The organism is Streptomyces sp. SP17BM10, assembly GCF_036322405.1.
Lineage (GTDB): Bacteria > Actinomycetota > Actinomycetes > Streptomycetales > Streptomycetaceae > Kitasatospora.
The window spans coordinates 183322-204024 of record NZ_JAQYXB010000637.1; the positions used below are offsets into that span (position 1 = coordinate 183322).

A 20703-nucleotide genomic window follows, 5' to 3' on the forward strand; every position below is an offset into this window, starting at 1 on the left:
CGTCCGCCTCAGACCCCGAGCGGCGCCGACCACACCAGCCGGGTGCCGCCCTCCTGCGGACGTTCCAGCTCGAACGACCCGCCCAGGTTCTCGGCCCGCTCCGCGAGGTTGCGCAAGCCGCTGCGCCGTCCCTGCTCGGGGATTCCCACGCCGTCGTCCTGCACGGACAGCACGACCCGCCCGCCCGCCGCCTGGAGCGCGACCTCGACCCGGGCGGCCCGCGCGTGACGCGCGGCGTTGCTCAGTGCCTCGGCCAGCACGGCGAGGACGTGTTCGGCCACCTCCGGCGGGACGTCGGTGTCCAGCAGGCCCTCCATGCTCAGCCGCGGCGCGAACCCGAGCACCGCCTGCGCCTGCTCCACCGCCCGGACGGCCCTGGCGCGCAGCCCGCGGGCCGTGGCCTCCTCCCGGGCCCGGAGGCCGAAGATGGTCGACCTGATGATCTTGATGGTCTCGTCCAGGTCGCCCACCGCGCGCAGCACGCGGTCCGACGCACCCGTGTGGTCGATGAACCGCGCCGCGCTCTGCAGCGTCATCCCCGTGGCGAACAGCCGCTGGATGGCCAGGTCGTGGAGGTCCCGGGCGATCCGGTCGCGGTCCTCCAACATCGCCAGCTGCTCGGCGTCGCGGCGGCGCTCCGCCAGCTCCAGCGCGAGCGCGGCCTGATCGGCGAAACCCAGCAGCGGACCGATCTCACGGTCGGTGAACTCGGCCGCGCCGGCCTCCCTGGCCAGCATCAGCACGCCGTCGATCTGCCCCTCGGCCCGGCCCAGCGGCACCGCGACCGCCGGTCCGAGCCCGTCGAACCGGCGCGGACCCGCGGACAGCCGCGGGTCACGGGCCAGATCGGCTGTCGTCACCGGCACACCCGAGGCGCAGGCCTCACCCGAGAGCGACCCCTCCAACGGCACCACCAGGCCCGCCCGGCCGTCCGTGTCCCCGCCCAGGGCCAGCTCCACGCGCACCGTGTCCGTCCCGGCCACCGGAACGGACACGTCGGCGAGGTCCGCGCCGGTGATCTCCCGCGCCCGCTGCGCTATCAGCTCCAGCACCTCCGAGCGCGAGCCACCGGACAGCAGCGCACGGGTGATCTCCCCGCTCGCCCCCAGCCAGCGCTGCTGGCGCTGGGCCTCCTCGTACAGCCGGGCGTTGTCGATCGCCACCCCCGCGGCCACGGCCAGCGTGGAGATCACCGCCTCGTCCTCGGCGTCGAACTCTTCTCCGCCCTGCTTGTCCGTCAGGTAGAGGTTCCCGAACACCTCCTCGCGCACGCGCACCGGCACGCCCAGGAACGTGCGCATCACCGGGTGGTGCGCCGGGCACCCGTACGACGAGGGGTGCGCGGAGAGGTCCTCCAGCCGCAACGACTGGGGGTGGTGGATCAGTTCGCCGAGCAGGCCCCGGCCGGTCGGGTACGGGCCGATCCGGGCGATGTCCTCCTCCGTGAGGCCCACGGTGAGGAACTGGGACAGCGTCCGTCCGTCCGTCCCGATCACCCCGAGCGCCGCGTACCGCGCGTCCACCAGGACGGCGGCCGCCTCGACGATCCGCCGCAGGACCTGCGTCAGGTCCAGCTCGCGGCCGACCGAGAGCACCGCCTCCAGCAGGCTGTGCACCCGGTCCCGGGTGCCCCTGGCGGCGTCGATCCGTGCCTGGAGCTCCTCCAGTAGTTCGTCCAGCCGCAACTGCGGCATCCGTGACCGCACGATCTCGCCACCCACCGACATCCTCCTCGCCCGTCCGACGCGCCAGATTCTCGCAGACATCGGCGAACTCCGGACGACCGCCGGCCCAGTCCCTCCGGCCCGCCCTCGCCGGGACCTTCGGAGCCGCAGCGGGGCTGCTCGGCCCCTGTGGCCCACCCGGCACCCGACGGGACGCTGGTCACCGGCCCGGACCGCCCACACCGGTGGCGCGGACGGCCGAGGACCGAGGAGGTCGCGCACATGTCGCACAACGTGGTGGTCGGGGTCGACGGCTCGGAGCCGAGCGCGGCGGCGGCCGAGTGGGCCGCCCAGGAGGCCCACCGGACGGGTTCCGCGCTGAGGCTGGTCCACGTCGCGGGCACCGAGGCCGACGCCCTCGCCCGTGAACTCGACGGCGTGGGCGGGGTGCCGCAGCCCGTGGCCGCGATCCGCGACCGGGTCGCGGCCGCCGTGCCCGGACTGGACTCCTCATGCGAGGTCCTGCCCGGGAAACCGGCGTACGCCCTCGCCGCCGCGGGCCACGGCGCCCGGTTGCTGGTCCTCGGGTCCCGTGGCCTCGGCGGCTTCACCGGGCTGCTGGTCGGCTCGGTCGGACTGCGCACCGCCGCCCACGCCGACTGCCCCGTCGTCCTGGTCCGTGCCGGCGCGGACGGCCGGGGCGGATCGCCCGGCGACGTCGTGGTGGGCGTGGAGGGCGACCGGCCGTGCGACGCCGTGCTCGGCTTCGCGTTCCGGCACGCGGCCGACACCGGCGCGGTGCTGCGGGCGGTCGAGAGCCGGCACCCCTCCCACGGCCCGTACGTGACGGACGCGCCGCTGGACGACCGCGAGATCACCGAGTCGCTCCGGACGGCCGAGGAGGTGCGGCTCCGGGACGCGCTGGCCCGCTGGCGGGAGAAGTACCCCGAGGTCCGCACGCAGGTGGACGTGTGCGCCTGGAACGCCGGCCGGGCACTGGTGGAGGCCTCCCGCAGCGCGTCGCTGGTGGTGCTCGGGCGGCGCGCCCCCCGGCATCCGCTCGCCGCGCCCCGGCTCGGGCCGGTGGCCCACGCGGTCCTCCACCACGCGCACAGCCCGGTCGCGATCGTCCCGCACGACTGACCCGCCCTCCCCCGGCCCCGGGGCAGGGACCAACCGCACCCGGCCCCGGGACCTTCGAACCGCCGGACGTGTCCCGATGGGCCGATACCCGGGACCCCCGCGACAGGAAGCCTTGAGGCGAAGGCGCATCCGAGCCCCGCCGAGCCCCGATCCACGACGACGCCCCGATCCATGACGATGCCCCGGAAAGGCAGCCCCGCATGCCACGCCACCCGCAGACCGAAGGCCCTCGTGACGAGGAGCCCACCAGCGTCGACCGCCTGGTCACCGCCGCCCTGACCGCCCTCCGGGAGTACGCCGACTTCACCCAGGTCCAGGTCGACCACATCGTCAAGAAGGCCTCGCTCGCCGCCCTGGAGCGGCACACCGCCCTCGCGGTGCTCGCCGTGGAGGAGACCGGACGCGGAGTGTTCGAGGACAAGGCGGTGAAGAACGTCTTCGCGTGCGAGAACGTCACCCATGTGATGGCCCGGACGAAGACGGTCGGGGTGGTCCGCCGCGACGAGATCGACGGCATCGTGGAGATCGCCGAACCGGTCGGCGTCGTCGCGGGCATCACCCCGGTGACCAACCCGACCTCGACCACGATCTTCAAGTGCCTGCTGGCGCTCAAGACCCGCAACCCGCTCGTCCTCGCCTTCCACCCGGCGGCGCAGCGCTGCTCCGCCGAAGCGGCCCGCGTCGTCCGGGACGCGGCGGTGGCGGCCGGGGCGCCGCGGCACTGCATCCAGTGGATCGAGGAGCCGTCGATGGCGGCCACCCACGCCCTGATGAACCACCCGGACGTCGCGACGATCCTGGCCACCGGCGGCAACGCGATGGTCCGGGCCGCGTACTCCTGCGGCAAGCCGGCCCTGGGCGTCGGCGCGGGCAACGTCCCCGCGTACATCGAGCGCAGCGCGGACCTCAAGCGGGCGGTCAACGACGTCGTCCTGTCCAAGTCCTTCGACAACGGCATGATCTGCGCCTCCGAGCAGGCCGTCGTCGTGGACGCGGAGATCCGCGACGCCGCGCTCGCCGAGTTCGCCAGGCTCAAGGCGCACCGCGCGAGCGCCGCGGAGAAGGCGCTCCTGGAGCGGTACCTGTTCGGGGCCGGCGACGGGACGTCCTGCTCCGGCGGCCGGCTGAACGCCGCCGTGGTGGGCCGCTCGGCCGCCGAGGTCGCCGAGGCGGCGGGCTTCACGGTGCCGGCCGACACCTCGGTGATCCTCGCCGACTGCGAGCGGGTCGGGCCGGCCGAGCCGCTGACCCGGGAGAAGCTCTGCCCGGTGCTCGCCGTGCTCACCGCGCACTCCCGCCGCGAGGGCGTCGAACTGGCCGCCGCGATGGTGGAGTTCGACGGGCTCGGGCACTCGGCCGCCGTGCACACGGAGGACGCGGCGTTCGCCGAGGAGTTCGGGCACGCGGTCAAGGCCTGCCGGATCATCTGGAACGCACCGAGCTCGCAGGGCGGCATCGGCGACGTCTACAACGCGTTCACGCCCTCGCTGACCCTCGGTTGCGGCAGCTACGGGCACAACTCGGTGTCCGGGAACGTCTCGGCGCTGAACCTCGTCAACATCAAGCGGATCGGGCGGCGCAACACCAACATGCAGTGGTTCAAGGTCCCGCCGAGGATCTACTTCGAGCGCAACTCCGTCAAGTACCTGGCGAGCATGCCGAACGCGCACCGGATCGTCGTCGTCACCGACCGGACCATGGTGGAGATCGGGCACCTGGAACGGGTCCGGGACGTCCTCGGTCGTCGCCGCGACCCGGTCGAGGTGCGGGTGGTGGACGACGTCGAACCCAATCCGAGCATCGACACGGTGCGCAAGGGCGCCGCACTGATGCGGGAGTTCGAGCCGGACACCATCGTCGCCCTCGGCGGCGGCTCGCCGATGGACGCGGCCAAGGTGATGTGGCTGATGTACGAACACCCCGAGGTCGAGTTCGCGGACCTCAAGGAGAAGTTCTTCGACATCCGCAAGCGCGCCTTCACCTTCCCCGACCTCGGCGCGAAGGCCCGGCTGGTGTGCGTCCCGACCACCTCGGGCACCGGCAGCGAGGTCACCCCCTTCGCGGTGATCACCGACACCGCGACCGGCCAGAAGTACCCGCTCGCCGACTACGCGCTCACCCCGAGCGTGGCGATCGTGGACCCGGCGCTGACCACCGGACTGCCGAAGCACGTCACCGCGGACACCGGCTTCGACGCCCTGACCCACTGCATCGAGACCTACGTGTCCGTCTACGCCAACGACTTCACCGACGGCCTGGCCCTCCAGGGCATCCGGCTGATCTTCGAGAACCTGGAGCGCGCCGTGGTGAACGGCCCGGACGACCCGGTGGCCCGGGAGAAGATGCACAACGCGGGCACGATCGCCGGCATGGCCTTCGGCTCGGCCTTCCTCGGCGCGGTGCACGCCATGGCGCACACGCTCGGCGCCACCTTCCACGTCGCCCACGGCCGCACCAACGCCCTCCTGCTGGCGCACGTCATCCGCTGGAACGGCTCGGCGCCGGCGAAGGTGACCGGCTGGCCCAAATACCAGAGCTACCTGGCCCCCGAGCGCTACCAGGCCGTCGCCCGGATGCTGGGCCTGCCGGCCGCGACCCCGGAACAGGGCGTCGAGTCCCTCGCGGCGGCCGTCGAGGACCTGCGCGACCGCGTCGGCATCCCGCGGTCCTTCAAGGCGGCCGGCGTGGACGAGGAGGCCTTCCTGGCGGCCCTCCCGCAGCAGGCCATGAACGCCTACGAGGACCAGTGCGCGCCCGCCAACCCCCGGATGCCGATGCTCGACGACATGCAACGGCTGATGCGCCAGGCCTACTACGGCGACCAGGCCTGAGAGAGGACACCGAGATGACCACCTCGCAGCAGGACCACACCACGAGCGCCTGGGACGGCTTCAAGGGCGGGCTCTGGCGGGACGCCATCGAGGTCCGCGACTTCGTCCAGCACAACTACACCCCCTACGAGGGCGACGCCTCCTTCCTGAGCGGCCCCACCGAACGCACCCTCGCCGTGTGGCGGCGGATCACCGATCGCTTCCCCGAGGAGCGGGCCCGGGGCGTGTACGACGTCGCGTACGACGTCCCCTCCACCATCACCGCACACGCGCCCGGATACATCGACCGGGAGCGGGAGTTGATCGTCGGCCTCCAGACGGACGCCCCGCTGAAGCGGGCGATCATGCCCAACGGCGGCTGGCGGATGGTCGCCGGGGCCCTGAAGACCTACGGCTACCCGGTCGATCCGGAGCTGGAGAAGGTCTTCACCCGCTACCGGAAGACCCACAACGACGGGGTGTTCGACGCCTACACCCCCGGGATCCGCGCCGCCCGCAAGGCCGGCGTCGTCACCGGACTGCCGGACGCCTACGGACGCGGCCGGATCATCGGCGACTACCGCCGCGTCGCCCTCTACGGCGTGGACCGGCTGATCGAGGCCAAGCTCGCCGAGAAGAGCGACCTGGACGCGGCACCCACCGACCCGGCCCGGATCGAGGAGACCATCCGCGGCCGCGAGGAACTCGCCGAGCAGATCCGCGCGTTGGGCGAGCTCAAGGAGATGGCCGCGGCGTACGGGTACGACCTCTCCGGGCCGGCCGGCACCGCCCGGGAGGCGGTCCAGTGGCTGTACTTCGCCTACCTGGCGGCGGTCAAGGAGCAGAACGGGGCGGCGATGTCGCTCGGCCGCACCTCGACCTTCCTCGACGTCTACCTCCAGCGCGACCTGCACGCCGGAACGTTGACCGAACGTCAGGCACAGGAGCTGATCGACGACTTCGTCATCAAGCTGCGGATCGTCCGCTTCCTGCGCACCCCCGAGTACGACGAGCTGTTCTCCGGGGACCCGACCTGGGTCACCGAGTCGATCGGCGGCATGGGCGCGGACGGCCGCACCCTGGTGACCCGCACGTCCTTCCGCTACCTGCAGACCCTCTACAACCTCGGCCCGGCGCCCGAGCCGAACATGACCGTCTTCTGGTCCCCCCGGCTCCCGCAGGGGTTCAAGGAGTTCTGCGCCCGGGTGTCCATCGACACCTCCTCGGTGCAGTACGAATCGGACGAGCTGATGCGCCCCCGCTTCGGCGACGACACCGCGATCGCGTGCTGCGTCTCCGCGATGGAGGTCGGCCGTCGGATGCAGTTCTTCGGTGCCCGGGTCAACCTCGCCAAGACCCTGCTCTACGCGATCAACGGCGGCCGCGACGAGCTGTCCGGCGAGCAGGTCGGCCCGGTCACCACGCCCGTCGGCGGGGACGTGCTCGACTACGAGGAGGTGCTCGCCCGCTTCGACGAGCAGGTGGAGTGGCTCGCCGGGACGTACGTCCACGCGCTGAACGTCATCCACTACATGCACGACAGGTACGCCTACGAGCGCCTCGAAATGGCCCTGCACGACCGGGACGTCCGGCGCACCATGGCCTGCGGCATCGCCGGCCTCGCGGTCGCCGCCGACTCGCTGTCCGCGATCAAGTACGCGCGGGTCAGGCCGGTGCGCGACGAGAGCGGGCTGGTCACCGACTACGTGGTCGAGGGCGACTACCCCGCGTACGGCAACAATGACGACCGGGCGGACCGGATCGCCGTGCGGCTGGTCGAGGAGTTCATGCACAAGGTGCGCAAGCACCCCACCTACCGGGGCGCCGAGCACACCCAGTCGGTGCTCACCATCACCTCCAACGTCGTCTACGGCAAGAAGACCGGCAACACCCCGGACGGCCGGCGGGCCGGCGAGCCCTTCTCCCCCGGCGCCAACCCGATGAACGGGCGCGACGCCCACGGCTACGTGGCCAGCGCGCTGTCGGTCGCCAAACTGCCGTACGAGCACGCCGAGGACGGCATCTCGCTGACCAACACCGTCACCCCCGACGCACTCGGCCGCACCCCCGGGGACCGGGTGCGCAACCTGGTCGGCGTGCTGGACGGCTTCACCACCTGCGGCGGCTTCCACATGAACGTCAACGTCCTCGACCGCGACACCCTGCTCGACGCCATGGACCACCCCGAGAAGTACCCGCAGCTGACCATCCGGGTCAGCGGCTACGCCGTCAACTTCGTCCGGCTCACCCGCGAGCAGCAGCTCGACGTGATCGGCCGCACCTTCCACGACGCGCTGTAGTCCCGCCCCGTCCCCCACCACTCGCTCGCGGTGCCGGCACCTCCCCGACCAAGGGCGCCGGCACCGCGCCTCCGTCACGAGGAACACCCATGACCGCGACCGGCACGCTGCACTCCTGGGACCTGTCCACCGGCGTCGACGGCCCCGGCACCCGCTTCGTCGCCTTCCTGGCCGGCTGCCCGCTGCGGTGCCTGTACTGCCACAACCCGGACACCCGGTCGAGGCGCAACGGCCACCCGTGCTCGGCCGACGAGATCGTCGGGGAGGCCGCCAAGTACACCGGCTTCATCCGCGCCGCCGGCGGCGGCGCCACCGTCAGCGGCGGCGAACCGCTGCTCCAGCCGGCCCTGACGGGCGAGTTGCTGCACCGCTTCAAGCACGAGCTCGGCCTGCACACCGCACTGGACACCTCCGGCCACCTCGGCGCCCGCGCCGACGACGCGCTGCTCGCCGACACCGACCTCGTGCTGCTCGACATCAAGTCCTGGGACCGCGCCCTCCACCGGCGGCTGACCGGGCGGGAACTCGCCCCCACCCTGGACTTCGCCCGCCACCTGGCCGACGTCGGCACCGAGGTCTGGATCCGCTCCGTCCTCGTCCCGCACCTGACCGACCCCGCCGACAACGTCGAGGGCGTCGCCGCCTTCGCCGCCTCGCTCGGCAACGTCACCCGGGTGGACGTCCTGCCCTTCCACAAGCTCGGCGCCGCCAAGTGGCGCGCCCTCGGCCTCGACTTCCCCCTCGCCGACACCCCGGTCCCCACTCCGGACCAGACCGCCGCGGCCCGCGCGGTCTTCGCCGCGCACGGCCTGTACGCCTGCTGACCCGCGCCCCGTTCTTCGGGAGGCGCAACGGACCGGCCACCGCCCGAGGCTCGGGCGGTGGCCGGTCCGTTGCGCGGGGAGGCCCCGGAGGCTCAGTCGGCGTGGTGCCGGGCGGCGGCGGGGACCGTGCGGTGGCCGAGGTGGCAGGTGACGTCGACGACCCCGTCCACGCTGCGGCACAGGCGCTGGACCACCGGCGCCTGGCCGGCGTGGTCGAGCGTTCCGGTGAGGCTCACACGGCCGTCCCGGACCCGGACGTCCAGGGTGTCCGGGTCGATGCCCAGGACACGGCGCAGGACCTCGGCCCGGATCTCCTCGCGGATCGCGGCGTCGTGCCGCAGGAACACGCGGAGCAGGTCGCTGCGGCTGACGATGCCCACCAGGCGGCCGGCCTCGTCGACGACGGGCAGGCGCTTGACCCGCTCGCCCTGCATCAGCCGGGCCGCCTCCACGACGGTCCACTCCGGACGCGCGCACACGGCCGGGGCGCTCATCAGTCCCACGGCGGTGGTCGCGCGGCTGCGGGCGCGCTCGCGGGGCGGCAGGTCCGGGGCCAGGAGCAGCCCGGCGGGGTCCTCCTGGGCGGCCTCGTTGAGCAGCAGGTCGGCCTCGGAGACCAGGCCCAGCGGCCGGTCCTCCCCGTCCACGACGGGCACGGCGGTGATGTCGTGCTCGGCGAGCAGCCGGGCGATCTCCTTGAAGCCGGTGTCGGGCCGTACGTGCACGACGGCCGGGGTCATCAGTTCTCCCACGATCCGGTGGCGCATGGTCGGTTCACTCCTCTCCGATCGGCGGCACGGCCGCGCGTCGGTCGCTGGGTGTGCGGGGTCGGCGGGTCAGTCGTTCCGGTGGCGGACCACGACGACCGGGCAGGGCGCGTGCTGGACGCAGTGCTGGCTGACGGAGCCGAGCAGGGCTCCGGCGAAGCCCCCGTGGCCCCGGCTGCCGACGACCAGGAGTTCGGCGCCACCGGCCGCGTCCAGCAGGCACGACGCGGCGCCGCCCGCCAGGACGCGGGTCCTGATCTCCACCGGGGCGCCGGAACCGCGCACCGCTGCGACGCTGTCGTCGAGGATCGTCCGCGCGATGCCCGGCAGGTCCTCGTAGGCCGTGATCGGCACCGACCAGCCGTTGGTCACCGGGGGCTGCCACACATTCAGCGCCTCCACCACGGCGTCCTCCAGGCGGGCCTGGCCGACGGCCCACCGGAGTGCGTCGACCGAGGACGGCGACCCGTCGACGCCGACCACGATCCGCCGCTCGTGCGATCCGTTCTTCTCACTCACCGGTCCACTCCTTCGTGTTCTCGTCCTCCCAACCATCCGCGCCGCCGGGGGTGTTGCGAAGGACCGAACGGGCCGCGACGCCGGGACCTTCAGCCCCGTCCGCCGTCCCCGGCGAAGGTCGGGCCCGACCGGCCCGACCGGCAGGGACCATGCGCCCTGTCCCCGGGCGCCGCCGTGCGGTGCAGTCGTGGTGCCGGCAGGAGCTGCGGGCACCGGGCACACGACGAGGGAGACGGGCATGGGCGGCACGGGCATGGGCGGTACGGGCGGGGAGGGTACGGGCGGGGACGGCGACGGGCCGGCGATCGAGCTGGCCGCGCTGAGCAAGTACTACGGCCGCAAGGCCGGCATCGACCACCTGGACCTCGCCGTGGGACGCGGTGAGGTGTTCGGCTTCCTCGGCCCCAACGGCGCCGGGAAGACCACCACGATCCGCTGCCTGGTGGGCCTGCTGCGCCCGAGCGCAGGGCGGATCCGGCTGCTGGGCCTCGACCCGGTGGCCGACCACCGGCGACTCGCCCCCAGGCTCGGCTACCTGCCGGGCGAGTTGCGGCTCTACCCGGAGCTGACGGGCACCCGGACCCTGAAGCTGCTCGGGGACCTGCAGGACGCCCCGACGCCCCGGCGCGGCGAACTGTGCGAGCGGCTCGGACTGACGGCGGGCGACCTGGCCCGGCCGGTGCGGGAGTACTCGCGCGGGATGAAGCAGAAGCTCGGCCTCGTCCAGGCGCTCCAGCACGACCCCGAGTTGGTGGTCCTGGACGAACCCACGGAGGGGCTGGACCCGCTGGTCCAGGAGGTCTTCTTCGCGCTGCTCGACGAGGCCCGGCGAGCCGGGCGCACCGTCCTGCTCTCCAGCCACGTGCTGCCCGAGGTGCAGCGCGCCTGCGGGCGGGTGGCGCTCGTTCGGGCCGGACGGCTGGTCGCGGTGCGGGCCGTGTCGGCGCTGCGGGAGGAGCGCGCCCGCCGGGTGCGCCTGGTGCTCTCCGACGGGCTGGGCTCGCGCGGCCTGGGACGGGCGCAGCGGTGGTCACCGCAGTGGCACGGCGACGAGGTGCGGCTGCTCGTCCCGCCCGACGAACTGGTCCGGGGCGTGGGCGAACTCCTGGCCGCTCTCCCGGTGGCCGACCTGTCGGTGGAGGAGGCCGGGCTGGACGAGGCGTTCCTCGACCTGTACCGGCAGGAGGGCGCGCAGGCGGCGGAGGTGCGGTCATGAGCACGGGGTTCCCGCTGTTCCGGCTGGCCCTGCACCGTCGGCGCAGGATGCTCGCCCTCCTGGCCGCGGGCATGGTCCTGTTCGAGACCCTGATGGTCGCCGTGGTCCGCGCGGTGCCGCCGGAACAGTGGTTCGCCGGCGCCGGGCGGGCCGTGCCGGACACACTGAGGGCGTTCTCCGGGTCGACCGGGGACGTGTCCATCGCGAGCCACGCCGGTCTGCTCGGGGCCGGGCTGGTGCACCCGTTCTGGATCGCGATGCAGCTGACGGCGATCGGCTCGCTGGCCGCGGCGGCCGTCGCGGCCGACGTCGAATCGGGCACCATCGAGCTGCTGATGGTCCGTCCGGTCTCCCGCGCGCGGTTGCTGGCCGAGCGGGCCGCCGCCGTCCTGGCCTCCTCGCTTCTCCTCAACGCCGCGGCCACCCTGACGCTCGTGGCCGGGGTCGCGCTCTCCCCCGCCCTGCACCGGGCCGTGCCGCTGGGCGGCATCCTCGCGGCCGGGCTCCAGGGTTGCGCGTTCACGCTCTGCCTGGCAGGGCCGGCGCTGGCGGTCTCGGCCGCCGCGCGGCGCCGCGCCCCGGTCATCGGCGCCACGATCGCGCTGGGCGCCGTCGGCTTCGCCCTCAACTTCGTGGCGATGGCGTGGCAGCCGGCCGCTCCGCTGCGGTACCTGAGCCCCTTCCACTACTACACTCCGGGCGACGCCCTCGCCCACGGCACGCTCGAATGGGGGCCGTTGGGCGTCCTGACCGCCGTCGGCATCGCGGGCGCCTGCACCGCACTCCCCCTGCTGCGCCGACGGGACCTCGCGCCCTGACCCCGCCCCGCCGTGCCCGTGTCACCGCGCGACGAGGTGACGGCACGGGTCGGCGAGCAGCGGGCCGACGGGCAGCCGATCGCCTTGGTCGGCACCGACGAGAAGGGTGACCGCGACGAACGCCGCGAGCGCCGTACTGGACGAGGCTTCGCGGCAGCGGCTCGCCGCCGTGAACCGCCCGGCCTGACACCTACCCGTTCCCGGCTCCGTCGACCCGACCGAAGCCCTCCTCGAAAGGTCGGGTCGACTCGTCGTCACCCCTCCTAGCGTCGGTCCTACGACCTGCGCCGCCCGGTGTGTCCGAGGCGCGGGTCCGGTTGGACCAGCCACCCGAGGAGGAAGAGATGACAGTGGGCGCCAACGGCGTGCCAGGGGCTGCTGCCGGCCTGCCGCCGCCCGGCAGTGGGCTCGGCGGTGTCGTGCATCGCAGGTCTGCGCGACCCCGAAAGACCTGCTGCTTGTCCACCAACTCGCTCACGAAAGTGTCAGCATGCGCGATGTCTTGACCTCGGATCAGATCGACCGATTCGTTTCCGATGGCTTCGTCCACCTCGAAGAGGCGTTCTCCCGGTCGCTGGCCGATGAGTGCCGGACGTTCCTGTGGCGCGAGACCGGTCTCGATCCAGACGATCCCGCCACCTGGACCCAGCCGGTGGTCAGGCTGTGGGGATACGCGGAGGCGCCGTTCCAGCGCGCCGCGACCACCGAGCGCCTGCACGGTGCGTTCGACCAACTCGTCGGACCCGGACGCTGGTTGCCGCGTACCGGCCTGGGCACGTTTCCCATTCGTTTTCCACATCCTGACGATCCCGGCGACACCGGGTGGCACATGGATGCCAGTTACACGCCTGAGGGGGAGACCGGCTATTGGCTCAACCTCCGCTCCCGTGAGCGGGCGTTGCTGATGCTGTTCCTGTTCTCGGACGTCGACGCCGACCACGGGCCGACCCGGATCAAGGTCGGATCGCACCTGGACGTTCCCGCCTTCCTGGAGCCGGCCGGCGAACGCGGTGTGGACGGGATGGAGCTCTGCCGGACCATGGACACCGCGGGCAGGCTCGATGCCCCTGACCGCCCGCTGGCGCTCGCCACCGGGCGAGCCGGAGACGTCTACCTCTGCCACCCGTTCCTGATCCACGCCGCCCAGCCCAACCGCGGCACCCGGCCGCGGTTCCTCGCCCAGCCTCCGCTGATGTCGGCCGCACCGCTCGACCTCGACCGCGCCGACGGCGCGTACACGCCGGTCGAGCGCGCGGTGCGGCTCGGACTGAGCCAGGCCGGCGGCTCGACGGCTCGGTAAGGGCAGCCCCCGGGGCCGGCAGCAGCCGGTCACACGCGGGAGGGCGACCTCACTGGGCCCGCTACCGCGATCGCGTGCCGATGCGACCACAGGGCCTCCCGGCACCGCTCGCCGGCGTGAACGCCCTTCGAGCGGTGCCGGGCCTTGGCGGCCGTCAGCCGGCGGACCGGAGGCCGCCGGTCAGTCCTGCCACGTCCAGTCGGTGACCTCGGGCAGGTCGGTACCGTGCTCGCGGATCCAGTCGTGGTGGCGGGTGCGCCGGTCGGCCATCTCCTGGCGCAGGGCGGCGGCGCGCACGGCCAGTCCGGGGACGCGGTCGATGACGTCCATGACGAGGCGGTAGCGGTCGAGGTCGTTGCGGACGACCATGTCGAAGGGCGTCGTGGTGGTGCCGGACTCCTTGTAGCCGCGCACGTGCAGGTGCGGGTGGACGGCACGGCGGTACGCGAGCCGGTGGATCAGCCACGGGTAGCCGTGGTAGGCGAGGATCACCGGCCGGTCACGGGTGAACAGCGCGTCGAACTCGGCGTCCGGCATGCCGTGCGGGTGCTCTTCGGCGGGCATCAGCCGGGCCAGGTCGACCACGTTGACCACCCGGACCCGGAGGTGGGGCAGGTGCCGGCGCAGCAGCCCGGCGGCGGCCAGCACCTCCTGCGTCGGGACGTCGCCGGCGCAGGCGAGGACGACGTCGGGCTCGCCGGTGCCGTCCTCGGTGCCGGCCCACTCCCAGATCCCGGCGCCGCGGACGCAGTGGGCGCGGGCCTCCTCCAGGGTGAGCCAGTCGAAGCACGGCTGCTTCCCGGCCACCACGACGTTGACGTGGTCGCGGCTGCGCAGCACGTGGTCGGCGGTCACGAGGAGGGTGTTGGCGTCCGGCGGGAAGTAGACCCGGACGACCTCCGGGCTCTTGTTGAGGACGTGGTCGACGAATCCGGGGTCCTGGTGCGAGAAGCCGTTGTGGTCCTGGCGCCAGACGTGCGAGGTGAGCAGGTAGTCGAGGGAGGCGATCGGTGCGCGCCAGGGCAGGGCCCGGGAGGTGCGCAGCCACTTGATGTGCTGGTTCACCATGGAGTCGACGATGTGGACGAAGGCCTCGTAGCAGGAGAAGAGGCCGTGCCGGCCGGTCAGCAGGTAGCCCTCCAGCCAGCCCTGGCAGGTGTGTTCGGAGAGGATCTCCAGCACGCGCCCGTCGTGGGCGAGGTGTTCGTCGACGGGCAGGGTGTCGGCCTGCCACGCCTTGCCGGTCGCCCGGTAGACGGCCTGGAGGCGGTTGGAGGCGGTCTCGTCCGGGCCCACCAGGCGGAAGTCACGGCGCTCGGCGGTGGCGGCGGTCAGGTCGGCGAGCAGGTCGCCGAGGACCCTGGTGGGCTCGTGCAGCGTCGCACCGGGCTTGTCGACGGTCACGGCGTACCGTTCCAGCGGCGGCAGCGGCAGATCGCGCAGCAACAGGCCGCCGTTGGCGTGCGGGTTCGCGCCGAGGCGGCGGGCGCCCCCGGGGACGTGTGCGAGGACCTGCGGCGCGGGACGCCCGTGCCCGTCGAAGAGCTCCTCGGGCCGGTAGGAGCGCAGCCAGTCCTCCAGCTGCCGCAGGTGGGCGGGGTCGTCGCGGACCCGGTCGAGCGGCACCTGGTGGGCCCGCCAGGTGCCCTCGACCGGCAGGCCGTCCACCTCGGCCGGGCCGGTCCAGCCCTTGGGGGTGCGCAGCACGATCACCGGCCACTGCGGCCGGTGGGTGGTGCGCCCGGTGCGGGCGCCCCGCTGGGCGGTGGCGATCAGGTCGAGGGCGGTGTCCATCGCCTCGGCCATGGCTCGGTGGACGGCCGGCGGGTCGTCGCCGCCGACGTACAGCGGGAGGTGGCCGTACCCGCGCAGCAGGGCGTCGAGTTCGGCCTCGGGAAGGCGGGCGAGCACGGTCGGATTGGCGATCTTGTAGCCGTTGAGGTGGAGGATCGGCAGCACCGCTCCGTCGTGGACGGGGTCGAGGAACTTGTTCCCGTGCCAGGAGGCGGCCAGCGGGCCGGTCTCCGCCTCGCCGTCGCCGATCACGCAGGCGACCAGCAAGCCCGGGTTGTCGAAGGCCGCGCCGTAGGCGTGCGACAGCGCGTAGCCGAGTTCGCCGCCCTCGTGGACGGAGCCGGGCGTCTCGGGGGCGACGTGGCTGGGCACGCCGCCGGGGAACGAGAACTGGCGGAACAGCCGGGCCATGCCGGCCTCGTCGCGGGTGACGCTCGGGTAGGTGTCCGTGTAGCTGCCGTCGAGCCAGGAGTTCGCGAGGACGGCGGGCCCGCCGTGTCCCGGGCCCCAGACGCAGATCGCGTCCAGGTCCCGGGCCCTGATCACGCGGTTGAGGTGGGTGTGCACCAGGTTGAGGCCGGGCGAGGTGCCCCAGTGGCCGAGCAGACGCGGTTTGATGTGCTCGGGCCGCAGCGGCTCGCGCAGCAGCGGGTTGGCCATCAGGTAGATCTGGCCCGCCGAAAGGTAGTTGGCGGCCCGCCAGTGGGCGTCGAGCGCACGGATCTCCTCCTCGGGCGGTGCACCGGGAGCCGGGCTGGGGGTGACGGACATCGTGAGCGGTCTCCTCGCAATCCGTGGACGCCGCCGACGGGCGGCCGGGCCCCCATCGTCGCCCTCCGGCCGAAGCCGTCGCAGGGCCGAACGGGCCATGTTCCCTGCGGCGGAGCGGGCCGGTGGTCCCGGCTGCCCCCAGGCGGCTTCCGCCATCGTCGCGGGACGGGACGACGGGTGGCTATGCGGCGGGCGCGGGTCCCCGCCGTCCGTCGGCGGGCGGGTGCAGGAGGGTGGCGAGGAGTTCGACCCGGCAGGTCCACCACGCGGTGACCGGCATAGACGCCTGCCTCGGCGCGGTCGAGGCGGGCAGCTGCTCCGCCGCGGGGCTGCGCGACCGGGCCCTGGCCCCCGAAAAGCGGGCCGCAGAGAGTGAGCAGGCCGATGAGTATCCCGGCGGCCAGGCCGGAACCGGATGACCGGCCGGGTGCGTCCTTGTGGGCTCGGGATCCAACAGGGGGAGGTACGAATGGGCTTTCGCTCCGACAGGCCGAGCCAGAAGCAGTTTCGGGAGAGCTTCCACTACCACCTGCAGGCCGCGCTGACGGGCGAGGTGCGCACCCATACCGGGCTGGACGAGGACACCGACGACGCCCTGTGGGCGATCGCCAGCACCGCGCCGGCCGACCGGGAGGACCTCGTAGCGGCGGCCTACCGCGCCTTCGCGGGACAACTGGACGGCAGCAACGCGACCCGCCGACAGGAGGCGTACCAGCGACGGATCGAGGCGTGGGCGCAGGGTCGCAAGACCTGAGCACGCCCGTCTCGGCGCGGCCGTTCCACTGCTGCGCCGCCGGGACCGAGCGCCCTGACCGGGAGGTCCCAACAGGACCGGTGTCACCGGGACCGTTGTTCCCGTCCCCGTGACCAATGGCCCACAGACCCGCTCGCGCTGCGGCCGCGAGGCTTTCCGTGTCGGCCCCAACAGGGGTCGAGCAACGGAGAGCGAGAGTTCAGGAGTCCGTGATGGCCAAGGCGTACCTGGTCGGCAGCGGCATCGCCGCACTGTCCGCGGCGGCGTTCCTCATCCGCGACGGAGGCTTCTCCGGCGCCGACATTCACCTGTTCGAGGAGCAGGAGGAGGTCGGCGGGAGTCTCGATGCGGGCGGCACGCCCCAGGCGGGTTACACGATGCGCGGCGGGCGGATGTTCGAGGCCCGGTTCCGCTGCACTTTCGATCTGCTGGCGGGCGTTCCCTCCCTGGACGACCCGTCGAAGTCGGCCACCCAGGACATCCTCGACTCGCACGAGGAGTCCCCCTGGGACGACGCCGCCCGCCTCGTCACCGAGGGGGGCCGGATCGTCGACGGACATGCGATGGGCTTCTCCGAGCGCCACCGGCTGGAGCTGGTCAGGTGCCTGGCCACCCCGGAACGGATGCTGGACGGCAAGCGGATCACCGACTGCTTCGCCGAGGACTTCTTCACCACCGACTTCTGGTACATGTGGTGCACCACCTTCGCCTTCGAGCCGTGGCACAGCGCGATCGAGTTCCGCCGCTACCTGAAGCGCTTCGTCCACCTCTTCCCGGAGTTCGAGACCATGTCCGGGATCTACCGCACCCGCTACAACCAGTACGACTCGATCGTGCGCCCCCTGACGGCGTGGCTGCGCGACCGAGGAGTGACGATCCACACCGGCTGCCGGGTCGCCGACCTCTCGCTGAAGCCCGGCGACGGCACCACCGTCCAGCGGATCCTGTTCGCCGGCGGACGCGAGGAGATCCCCGTCGCGCCCGAGGACCTGGTGTTCGTCACCAACGGCTCGATGACCGCCGACTCCGTCTACGGCTCCCACACCGGGGCCCCGCCCGCCCCGCACACCGGCCGCAGCCCCGGCTCCTGGCTGCTGTGGCACCGACTCGCCCGCGGCCGCGAGGACTTCGGCCACCCCGCCGTCTTCGACGGCAACGTCAAGGACTCCACCTGGGAGTCCTTCACCGTGACGGCCGAGGACCCGGCCTTCCTGGACTGGATGGAGACGTTCACCGGCCGCACCACCGGCCGGGGCGGCCTGCTGACCCTGACCGCCTCCAACTGGCTGCTCACCCTCGTCGTCAACCGCCAGCCCGTCTACCAGCGGCAGCCCGAGGGAGTCTCCGTCTGGTGGGGCTACGGCCTCTTCCCGGACCGGCCGGGCAACTTCGTCCAGAAGCCGATGTCCGAATGCACCGGCGAGGAGATCCTCCACGAGACACTTCGCCACCTGAACGTCGACGCCGACGTGACGGACCGCGTGCTGGCGACCTCGACCGCCATTCCCTGCCTGATGCCCTACATCACCAGCCAGTTCCTGGTCCGCAGCCACGGCGACCGTCCCCAGGTCGTGCCGAAGGGGTCGACCAACCTCGCCTTCATCGGTCAGTTCGCCGAGGTCCCCGACGACGTGGTCTTCACCGTCGAGTACTCCGTGCGCACCGCCTGGACGGCCGTCGCGCAGCTCCTGAAGACCGACAAGCAGCCGCCGGCCGTCTACAAGGGCCACCACGACCCGCACATCCTGGCCAAGGCCCTGCACACCATGCACCGCAGGTAACCGAACCGCCGAGTGCGCCCGGCCCCTCGACCCACCCGGCCCGGATCGGCCCGGCCCTTCGCCCGCGCAACCGGGACCTTCGACACCTGATCACCCCAGTCGCCCGGCAACAGACTGCATCAGGCACAACACACCACACCCACCATGGAATTGGGAAAGGTAGGCCGCGCCATGGCCGTTCACCACGCGCACACTCCCCGCTTCGCCCACCGGTTCACCAGCCGGCTCCGCCACAACGCCGCCCACGCCACCCGGGACGCGGCCGGCGCCGCCGTAGCGACCACCACCGGCGCACGGACCCTCGCCACCGCCCGGGTCGGCCTCGGCTTCGTCTTCCTCTGGGCCTTCCTCGACAAGACCTTCGGCCTCGGCTACGCCACCAGGAGCGCGAACTCCTGGCTGGACGGCGCCTCCCCGACCAATGGCTTCCTCAGCCACGTGTCGGCGGGCCCGCTCCAGTCGACGTTCCACCACTGGGCCGGGCAGGCCTGGGCCGACTGGCTGTTCATGCTCGGCCTGCTCGGCATCGGCCTCGCCCTCATCGGCGGCATCGGCCTGCGGATGGCCGCCGTCAGCGGCACCCTGCTGCTGGCCTTGATGTGGGCCGCCGAGTGGCCACCCGCCCGCCACCTGGCCCAGGGTGCCGCCAGCGGATCCAGCAACCCCGTCGCCGACTACCACCTGATCTACGCCCTGCTCCTCGTCGCTCTCGCCGCCACCGCCGCCGGCGACACCTGGGGCCTGGGCCGGCGCTGGGCCGCCCTCCCGTTCGTCCGCGACCACGCTTGGCTCCGCTGAGCCCCGTCAGCACATCAGGCCGGCCGCGAGCCGTCGTCGCGGCCGGCCTCCCTGCGCGGCGGGCCGTTTGCCGGGCGCATCGGTGCCGTTCAGCCCTGGAAACGCCCCCTCGTGGCGGCCAGACTCAGAGCGGGCGACCCGGTTGGCGGGTCCGGAGGCCAGGAGGCAGACATGCCCGGATCCGTTCGGCATCTACCGTCCTCTGCGACGGCAGCGGCCCCGCCGGAGCATGGTCACGGACCCACCGGCGGGCAGCGGGTGGTGCGCTGGCTGGGCGGCGCCGTACTGGCCGGACACGGCCTGGTCCATCTCCTGGGCATGACCGTGCTGTGGCGGCTCGCCGAGCCGGGAAACCTGCGGTACGCCGACGCGGTCCCCCGGCCGGGCTCGTCAGCCGGCACCACGGTGGGCGCCCTGTGGCTGTCGGCGGCGGTGCTCTTCGTGTGGTCGGCGGTGCTGCTGGTGACCCGCCTGCCATGGGCGGCGGTGACCGTCGTGGCCGCTGTCGTGTCGGCGCCAGTGGTCACGCTCATGGGGTCGGCTGCGCGAGCGGGTCTGGTCGTCGACATCGGCGTGCTCATCACAGTGCTCGGCCGCACATTCGTCCCGCGGCGCGGCGCGCAGGTGAGGTTCCGGTGAGCCGGGCAGCGGCCGTCGGGCGCCCCCCGCGCACGCTCACCGGTCGGGCGCGCCGGGAATGGGCCTCCCTTGCCGTCCCCACCCCGCGGCCCGCGGTGTTCGATCCGGCCATGGTGGTGCACTTGCCCCCACCGGTGCGGCGCTGGCTGGTGCACGCCATCGCCCCCGGGACCGCGCTGCTGCGGTCGGTCGAGCTGGCCATGCACGGTGGGATCCGGCTGGGCGCCTGGCGGCGTTTTGAGGCCGCTCAGATCCTCACCCCGCCGCAGGGGTTCCTCTGGGCGGCGACCGCGCATATCACCGCGTTGCCGGTCAGCGGCTTCGACCGGTACGGCAACGGGACCGGCGAGATGCGCTGGCGGCTGCTCGGCGCGTTCCCGGTCATGTCCGGCGTCGGAGCCGATGTCACCCGCAGCGCCGCCGGTCGCCTGGCGGGCGAGTTCGTCTTCGTGCCGGCTACGGCCCTGGGGCCGGCGGTCGTCTGGGAGCCGCTCGACGACCGGCGGGCTGTCGCCCGGGTCTCGATCGGAGGGCGCGAGGTCCGCGTGACGCTGGAGGTCTCGGCTTCGGGGGCGTTGGAGTCGGTCACGCTGTACCGATGGGGCGATCCGGACCGCAGGGGCTACCGCGAGCACACCTTCGGCGCCGGCTTCCAGGACGAGGCCGTCTTCGGCGGCTTCACGATCCCGTGCACCGCGAGCGCCGGATGGTGGTACGGCACCGAGCGCCAGTCGGAGGGCGAGTTCTTCAGGTTCACCGTCGACCGTGCTGTGTACCGCTGAGGAATGCCCTCCTCGCACTCGGC

The 20703-nt window shown here is 73.0% G+C and carries 16 protein-coding genes; 12 read left to right on the forward strand and 4 right to left on the reverse strand.

What is annotated here, in order from left to right:
- Positions 1-8: 8 nt before the first annotated feature.
- Complete coding sequence (locus tag PUR71_RS27920; RefSeq protein WP_329929929.1) at positions 9-1727, reverse strand: GAF domain-containing sensor histidine kinase; 1719 nt, start codon at positions 1725-1727, stop codon at positions 9-11.
- A 219-nt stretch (positions 1728-1946) separates the two neighbouring features.
- Here PUR71_RS27920 and PUR71_RS27925 point away from each other — a divergent pair, with 219 nt between their 5' ends.
- The 4 genes from PUR71_RS27925 to pflA all read left to right on the forward strand — a co-directional run bounded on the left by PUR71_RS27925 (position 1947) and on the right by pflA (position 8741).
- Positions 1947-2807: a universal stress protein gene (locus PUR71_RS27925; RefSeq protein ID WP_329929900.1), complete on the forward strand. Its 861-nt coding sequence runs from the start codon at positions 1947-1949 to the stop codon at positions 2805-2807.
- A gap of 200 nt (positions 2808-3007) precedes the next feature.
- On the forward strand, positions 3008-5638 hold the full coding sequence (adhE, locus tag PUR71_RS27930; RefSeq protein ID WP_329929901.1) for a bifunctional acetaldehyde-CoA/alcohol dehydrogenase: 2631 nt from the start codon (positions 3008-3010) through the stop codon (positions 5636-5638).
- 14 nt (positions 5639-5652) lie between these two features.
- Positions 5653-7917 carry a formate C-acetyltransferase gene (gene pflB / locus PUR71_RS27935; RefSeq protein WP_329929902.1) on the forward strand — a complete coding sequence of 755 codons (2265 nt, stop codon included), beginning with the start codon at positions 5653-5655 and terminating at the stop codon, positions 7915-7917.
- Positions 7918-8006: 89 nt separating this feature from the next.
- Entirely contained in the window at positions 8007-8741 is a 735-nt protein-coding gene (pflA, locus tag PUR71_RS27940; protein ID WP_329929903.1) for a pyruvate formate-lyase-activating protein, read from the forward strand.
- A 92-nt stretch (positions 8742-8833) separates the two neighbouring features.
- On the opposite strand, the gene PUR71_RS27945 is transcribed toward pflA, so the two are convergent.
- Together PUR71_RS27945 and PUR71_RS27950 are read right to left on the reverse strand one after the other, a co-directional pair.
- Positions 8834-9508: a CBS domain-containing protein gene (locus PUR71_RS27945; protein WP_329929904.1), complete on the reverse strand. Its 675-nt coding sequence runs from the start codon at positions 9506-9508 to the stop codon at positions 8834-8836.
- 69 nt (positions 9509-9577) lie between these two features.
- On the reverse strand, positions 9578-10027 hold the full coding sequence (locus tag PUR71_RS27950) for a universal stress protein (protein ID WP_329929905.1): 450 nt from the start codon (positions 10025-10027) through the stop codon (positions 9578-9580).
- A 238-nt stretch (positions 10028-10265) separates the two neighbouring features.
- On the opposite strand from PUR71_RS27950, the gene PUR71_RS27955 reads away from it, so the two are divergent.
- The 3 genes from PUR71_RS27955 (at position 10266) to PUR71_RS27965 (ending at position 13361) form a co-directional block, all read left to right on the forward strand.
- A complete protein-coding gene (locus tag PUR71_RS27955; RefSeq protein ID WP_329929906.1) occupies positions 10266-11243 on the forward strand; it encodes an ABC transporter ATP-binding protein in 978 nt (325 codons plus the stop codon).
- The gene (locus PUR71_RS27960) at positions 11240-12061 is read left to right on the forward strand and encodes an ABC transporter permease subunit (protein ID WP_329929907.1); all 822 of its coding nucleotides are present in this window, start codon (positions 11240-11242) and stop codon (positions 12059-12061) included. Before PUR71_RS27955 ends, PUR71_RS27960 begins: the two co-directional genes overlap by 4 nt.
- A gap of 490 nt (positions 12062-12551) precedes the next feature.
- Complete coding sequence (locus PUR71_RS27965; protein WP_329929908.1) at positions 12552-13361, forward strand: phytanoyl-CoA dioxygenase family protein; 810 nt, start codon at positions 12552-12554, stop codon at positions 13359-13361.
- A 180-nt stretch (positions 13362-13541) separates the two neighbouring features.
- Here the strand turns inward: PUR71_RS27965 and PUR71_RS27970 are convergent, their stop codons facing one another.
- Positions 13542-15926: a phosphoketolase family protein gene (locus PUR71_RS27970; RefSeq protein ID WP_329929909.1), complete on the reverse strand. Its 2385-nt coding sequence runs from the start codon at positions 15924-15926 to the stop codon at positions 13542-13544.
- Between the two features lie 469 nt (positions 15927-16395).
- On the opposite strand from PUR71_RS27970, the gene PUR71_RS27975 reads away from it, so the two are divergent.
- The 5 genes from PUR71_RS27975 to PUR71_RS27995 all read left to right on the forward strand — a co-directional run bounded on the left by PUR71_RS27975 (position 16396) and on the right by PUR71_RS27995 (position 20680).
- On the forward strand, positions 16396-16680 hold the full coding sequence (locus PUR71_RS27975) for a hypothetical protein (protein ID WP_329929910.1): 285 nt from the start codon (positions 16396-16398) through the stop codon (positions 16678-16680).
- Positions 16681-16796: 116 nt separating this feature from the next.
- On the forward strand, positions 16797-18461 hold the full coding sequence (locus PUR71_RS27980; RefSeq protein ID WP_329929911.1) for an oleate hydratase: 1665 nt from the start codon (positions 16797-16799) through the stop codon (positions 18459-18461).
- A 171-nt stretch (positions 18462-18632) separates the two neighbouring features.
- Complete coding sequence (locus PUR71_RS27985) at positions 18633-19259, forward strand: hypothetical protein (RefSeq protein ID WP_329929912.1); 627 nt, start codon at positions 18633-18635, stop codon at positions 19257-19259.
- Between the two features lie 258 nt (positions 19260-19517).
- Positions 19518-19898: a hypothetical protein gene (locus PUR71_RS27990; protein ID WP_329929913.1), complete on the forward strand. Its 381-nt coding sequence runs from the start codon at positions 19518-19520 to the stop codon at positions 19896-19898.
- A gap of 95 nt (positions 19899-19993) precedes the next feature.
- Positions 19994-20680 carry a DUF6544 family protein gene (locus PUR71_RS27995; protein ID WP_329929930.1) on the forward strand — a complete coding sequence of 229 codons (687 nt, stop codon included), beginning with the start codon at positions 19994-19996 and terminating at the stop codon, positions 20678-20680.
- The last annotated feature ends 23 nt before the right edge of the window (positions 20681-20703 follow it).

Bases quoted from the DNA above. Each gene is read 5' to 3' on its own strand.
- PUR71_RS27975 (WP_329929910.1), top strand. From the start codon at position 16,396: ATGGGCTTTCGCTCCGACAGGCCGAGCCAGAAGCAGTTTCGGGAGAGC.
- PUR71_RS27960 (WP_329929907.1), top strand. From the start codon at position 11,240: ATGAGCACGGGGTTCCCGCTGTTCCGGCTGGCCCTGCACCGTCGGCGC.
- pflA (WP_329929903.1), top strand. From the start codon at position 8,007: ATGACCGCGACCGGCACGCTGCACTCCTGGGACCTGTCCACCGGCGTC.
- PUR71_RS27920 (WP_329929929.1), bottom strand. From the start codon at position 1,727: ATGTCGGTGGGTGGCGAGATCGTGCGGTCACGGATGCCGCAGTTGCGG.
- PUR71_RS27925 (WP_329929900.1), top strand. From the start codon at position 1,947: ATGTCGCACAACGTGGTGGTCGGGGTCGACGGCTCGGAGCCGAGCGCG.
- pflB (WP_329929902.1), top strand. From the start codon at position 5,653: ATGACCACCTCGCAGCAGGACCACACCACGAGCGCCTGGGACGGCTTC.
- PUR71_RS27980 (WP_329929911.1), top strand. From the start codon at position 16,797: ATGGCCCACAGACCCGCTCGCGCTGCGGCCGCGAGGCTTTCCGTGTCG.
- PUR71_RS27955 (WP_329929906.1), top strand. From the start codon at position 10,266: ATGGGCGGCACGGGCATGGGCGGTACGGGCGGGGAGGGTACGGGCGGG.
- adhE (WP_329929901.1), top strand. From the start codon at position 3,008: ATGCCACGCCACCCGCAGACCGAAGGCCCTCGTGACGAGGAGCCCACC.
- PUR71_RS27945 (WP_329929904.1), bottom strand. From the start codon at position 9,508: ATGCGCCACCGGATCGTGGGAGAACTGATGACCCCGGCCGTCGTGCAC.
- PUR71_RS27985 (WP_329929912.1), top strand. From the start codon at position 18,633: ATGGCCGTTCACCACGCGCACACTCCCCGCTTCGCCCACCGGTTCACC.
- PUR71_RS27970 (WP_329929909.1), bottom strand. From the start codon at position 15,926: ATGTCCGTCACCCCCAGCCCGGCTCCCGGTGCACCGCCCGAGGAGGAG.
- PUR71_RS27965 (WP_329929908.1), top strand. From the start codon at position 12,552: ATGCGCGATGTCTTGACCTCGGATCAGATCGACCGATTCGTTTCCGAT.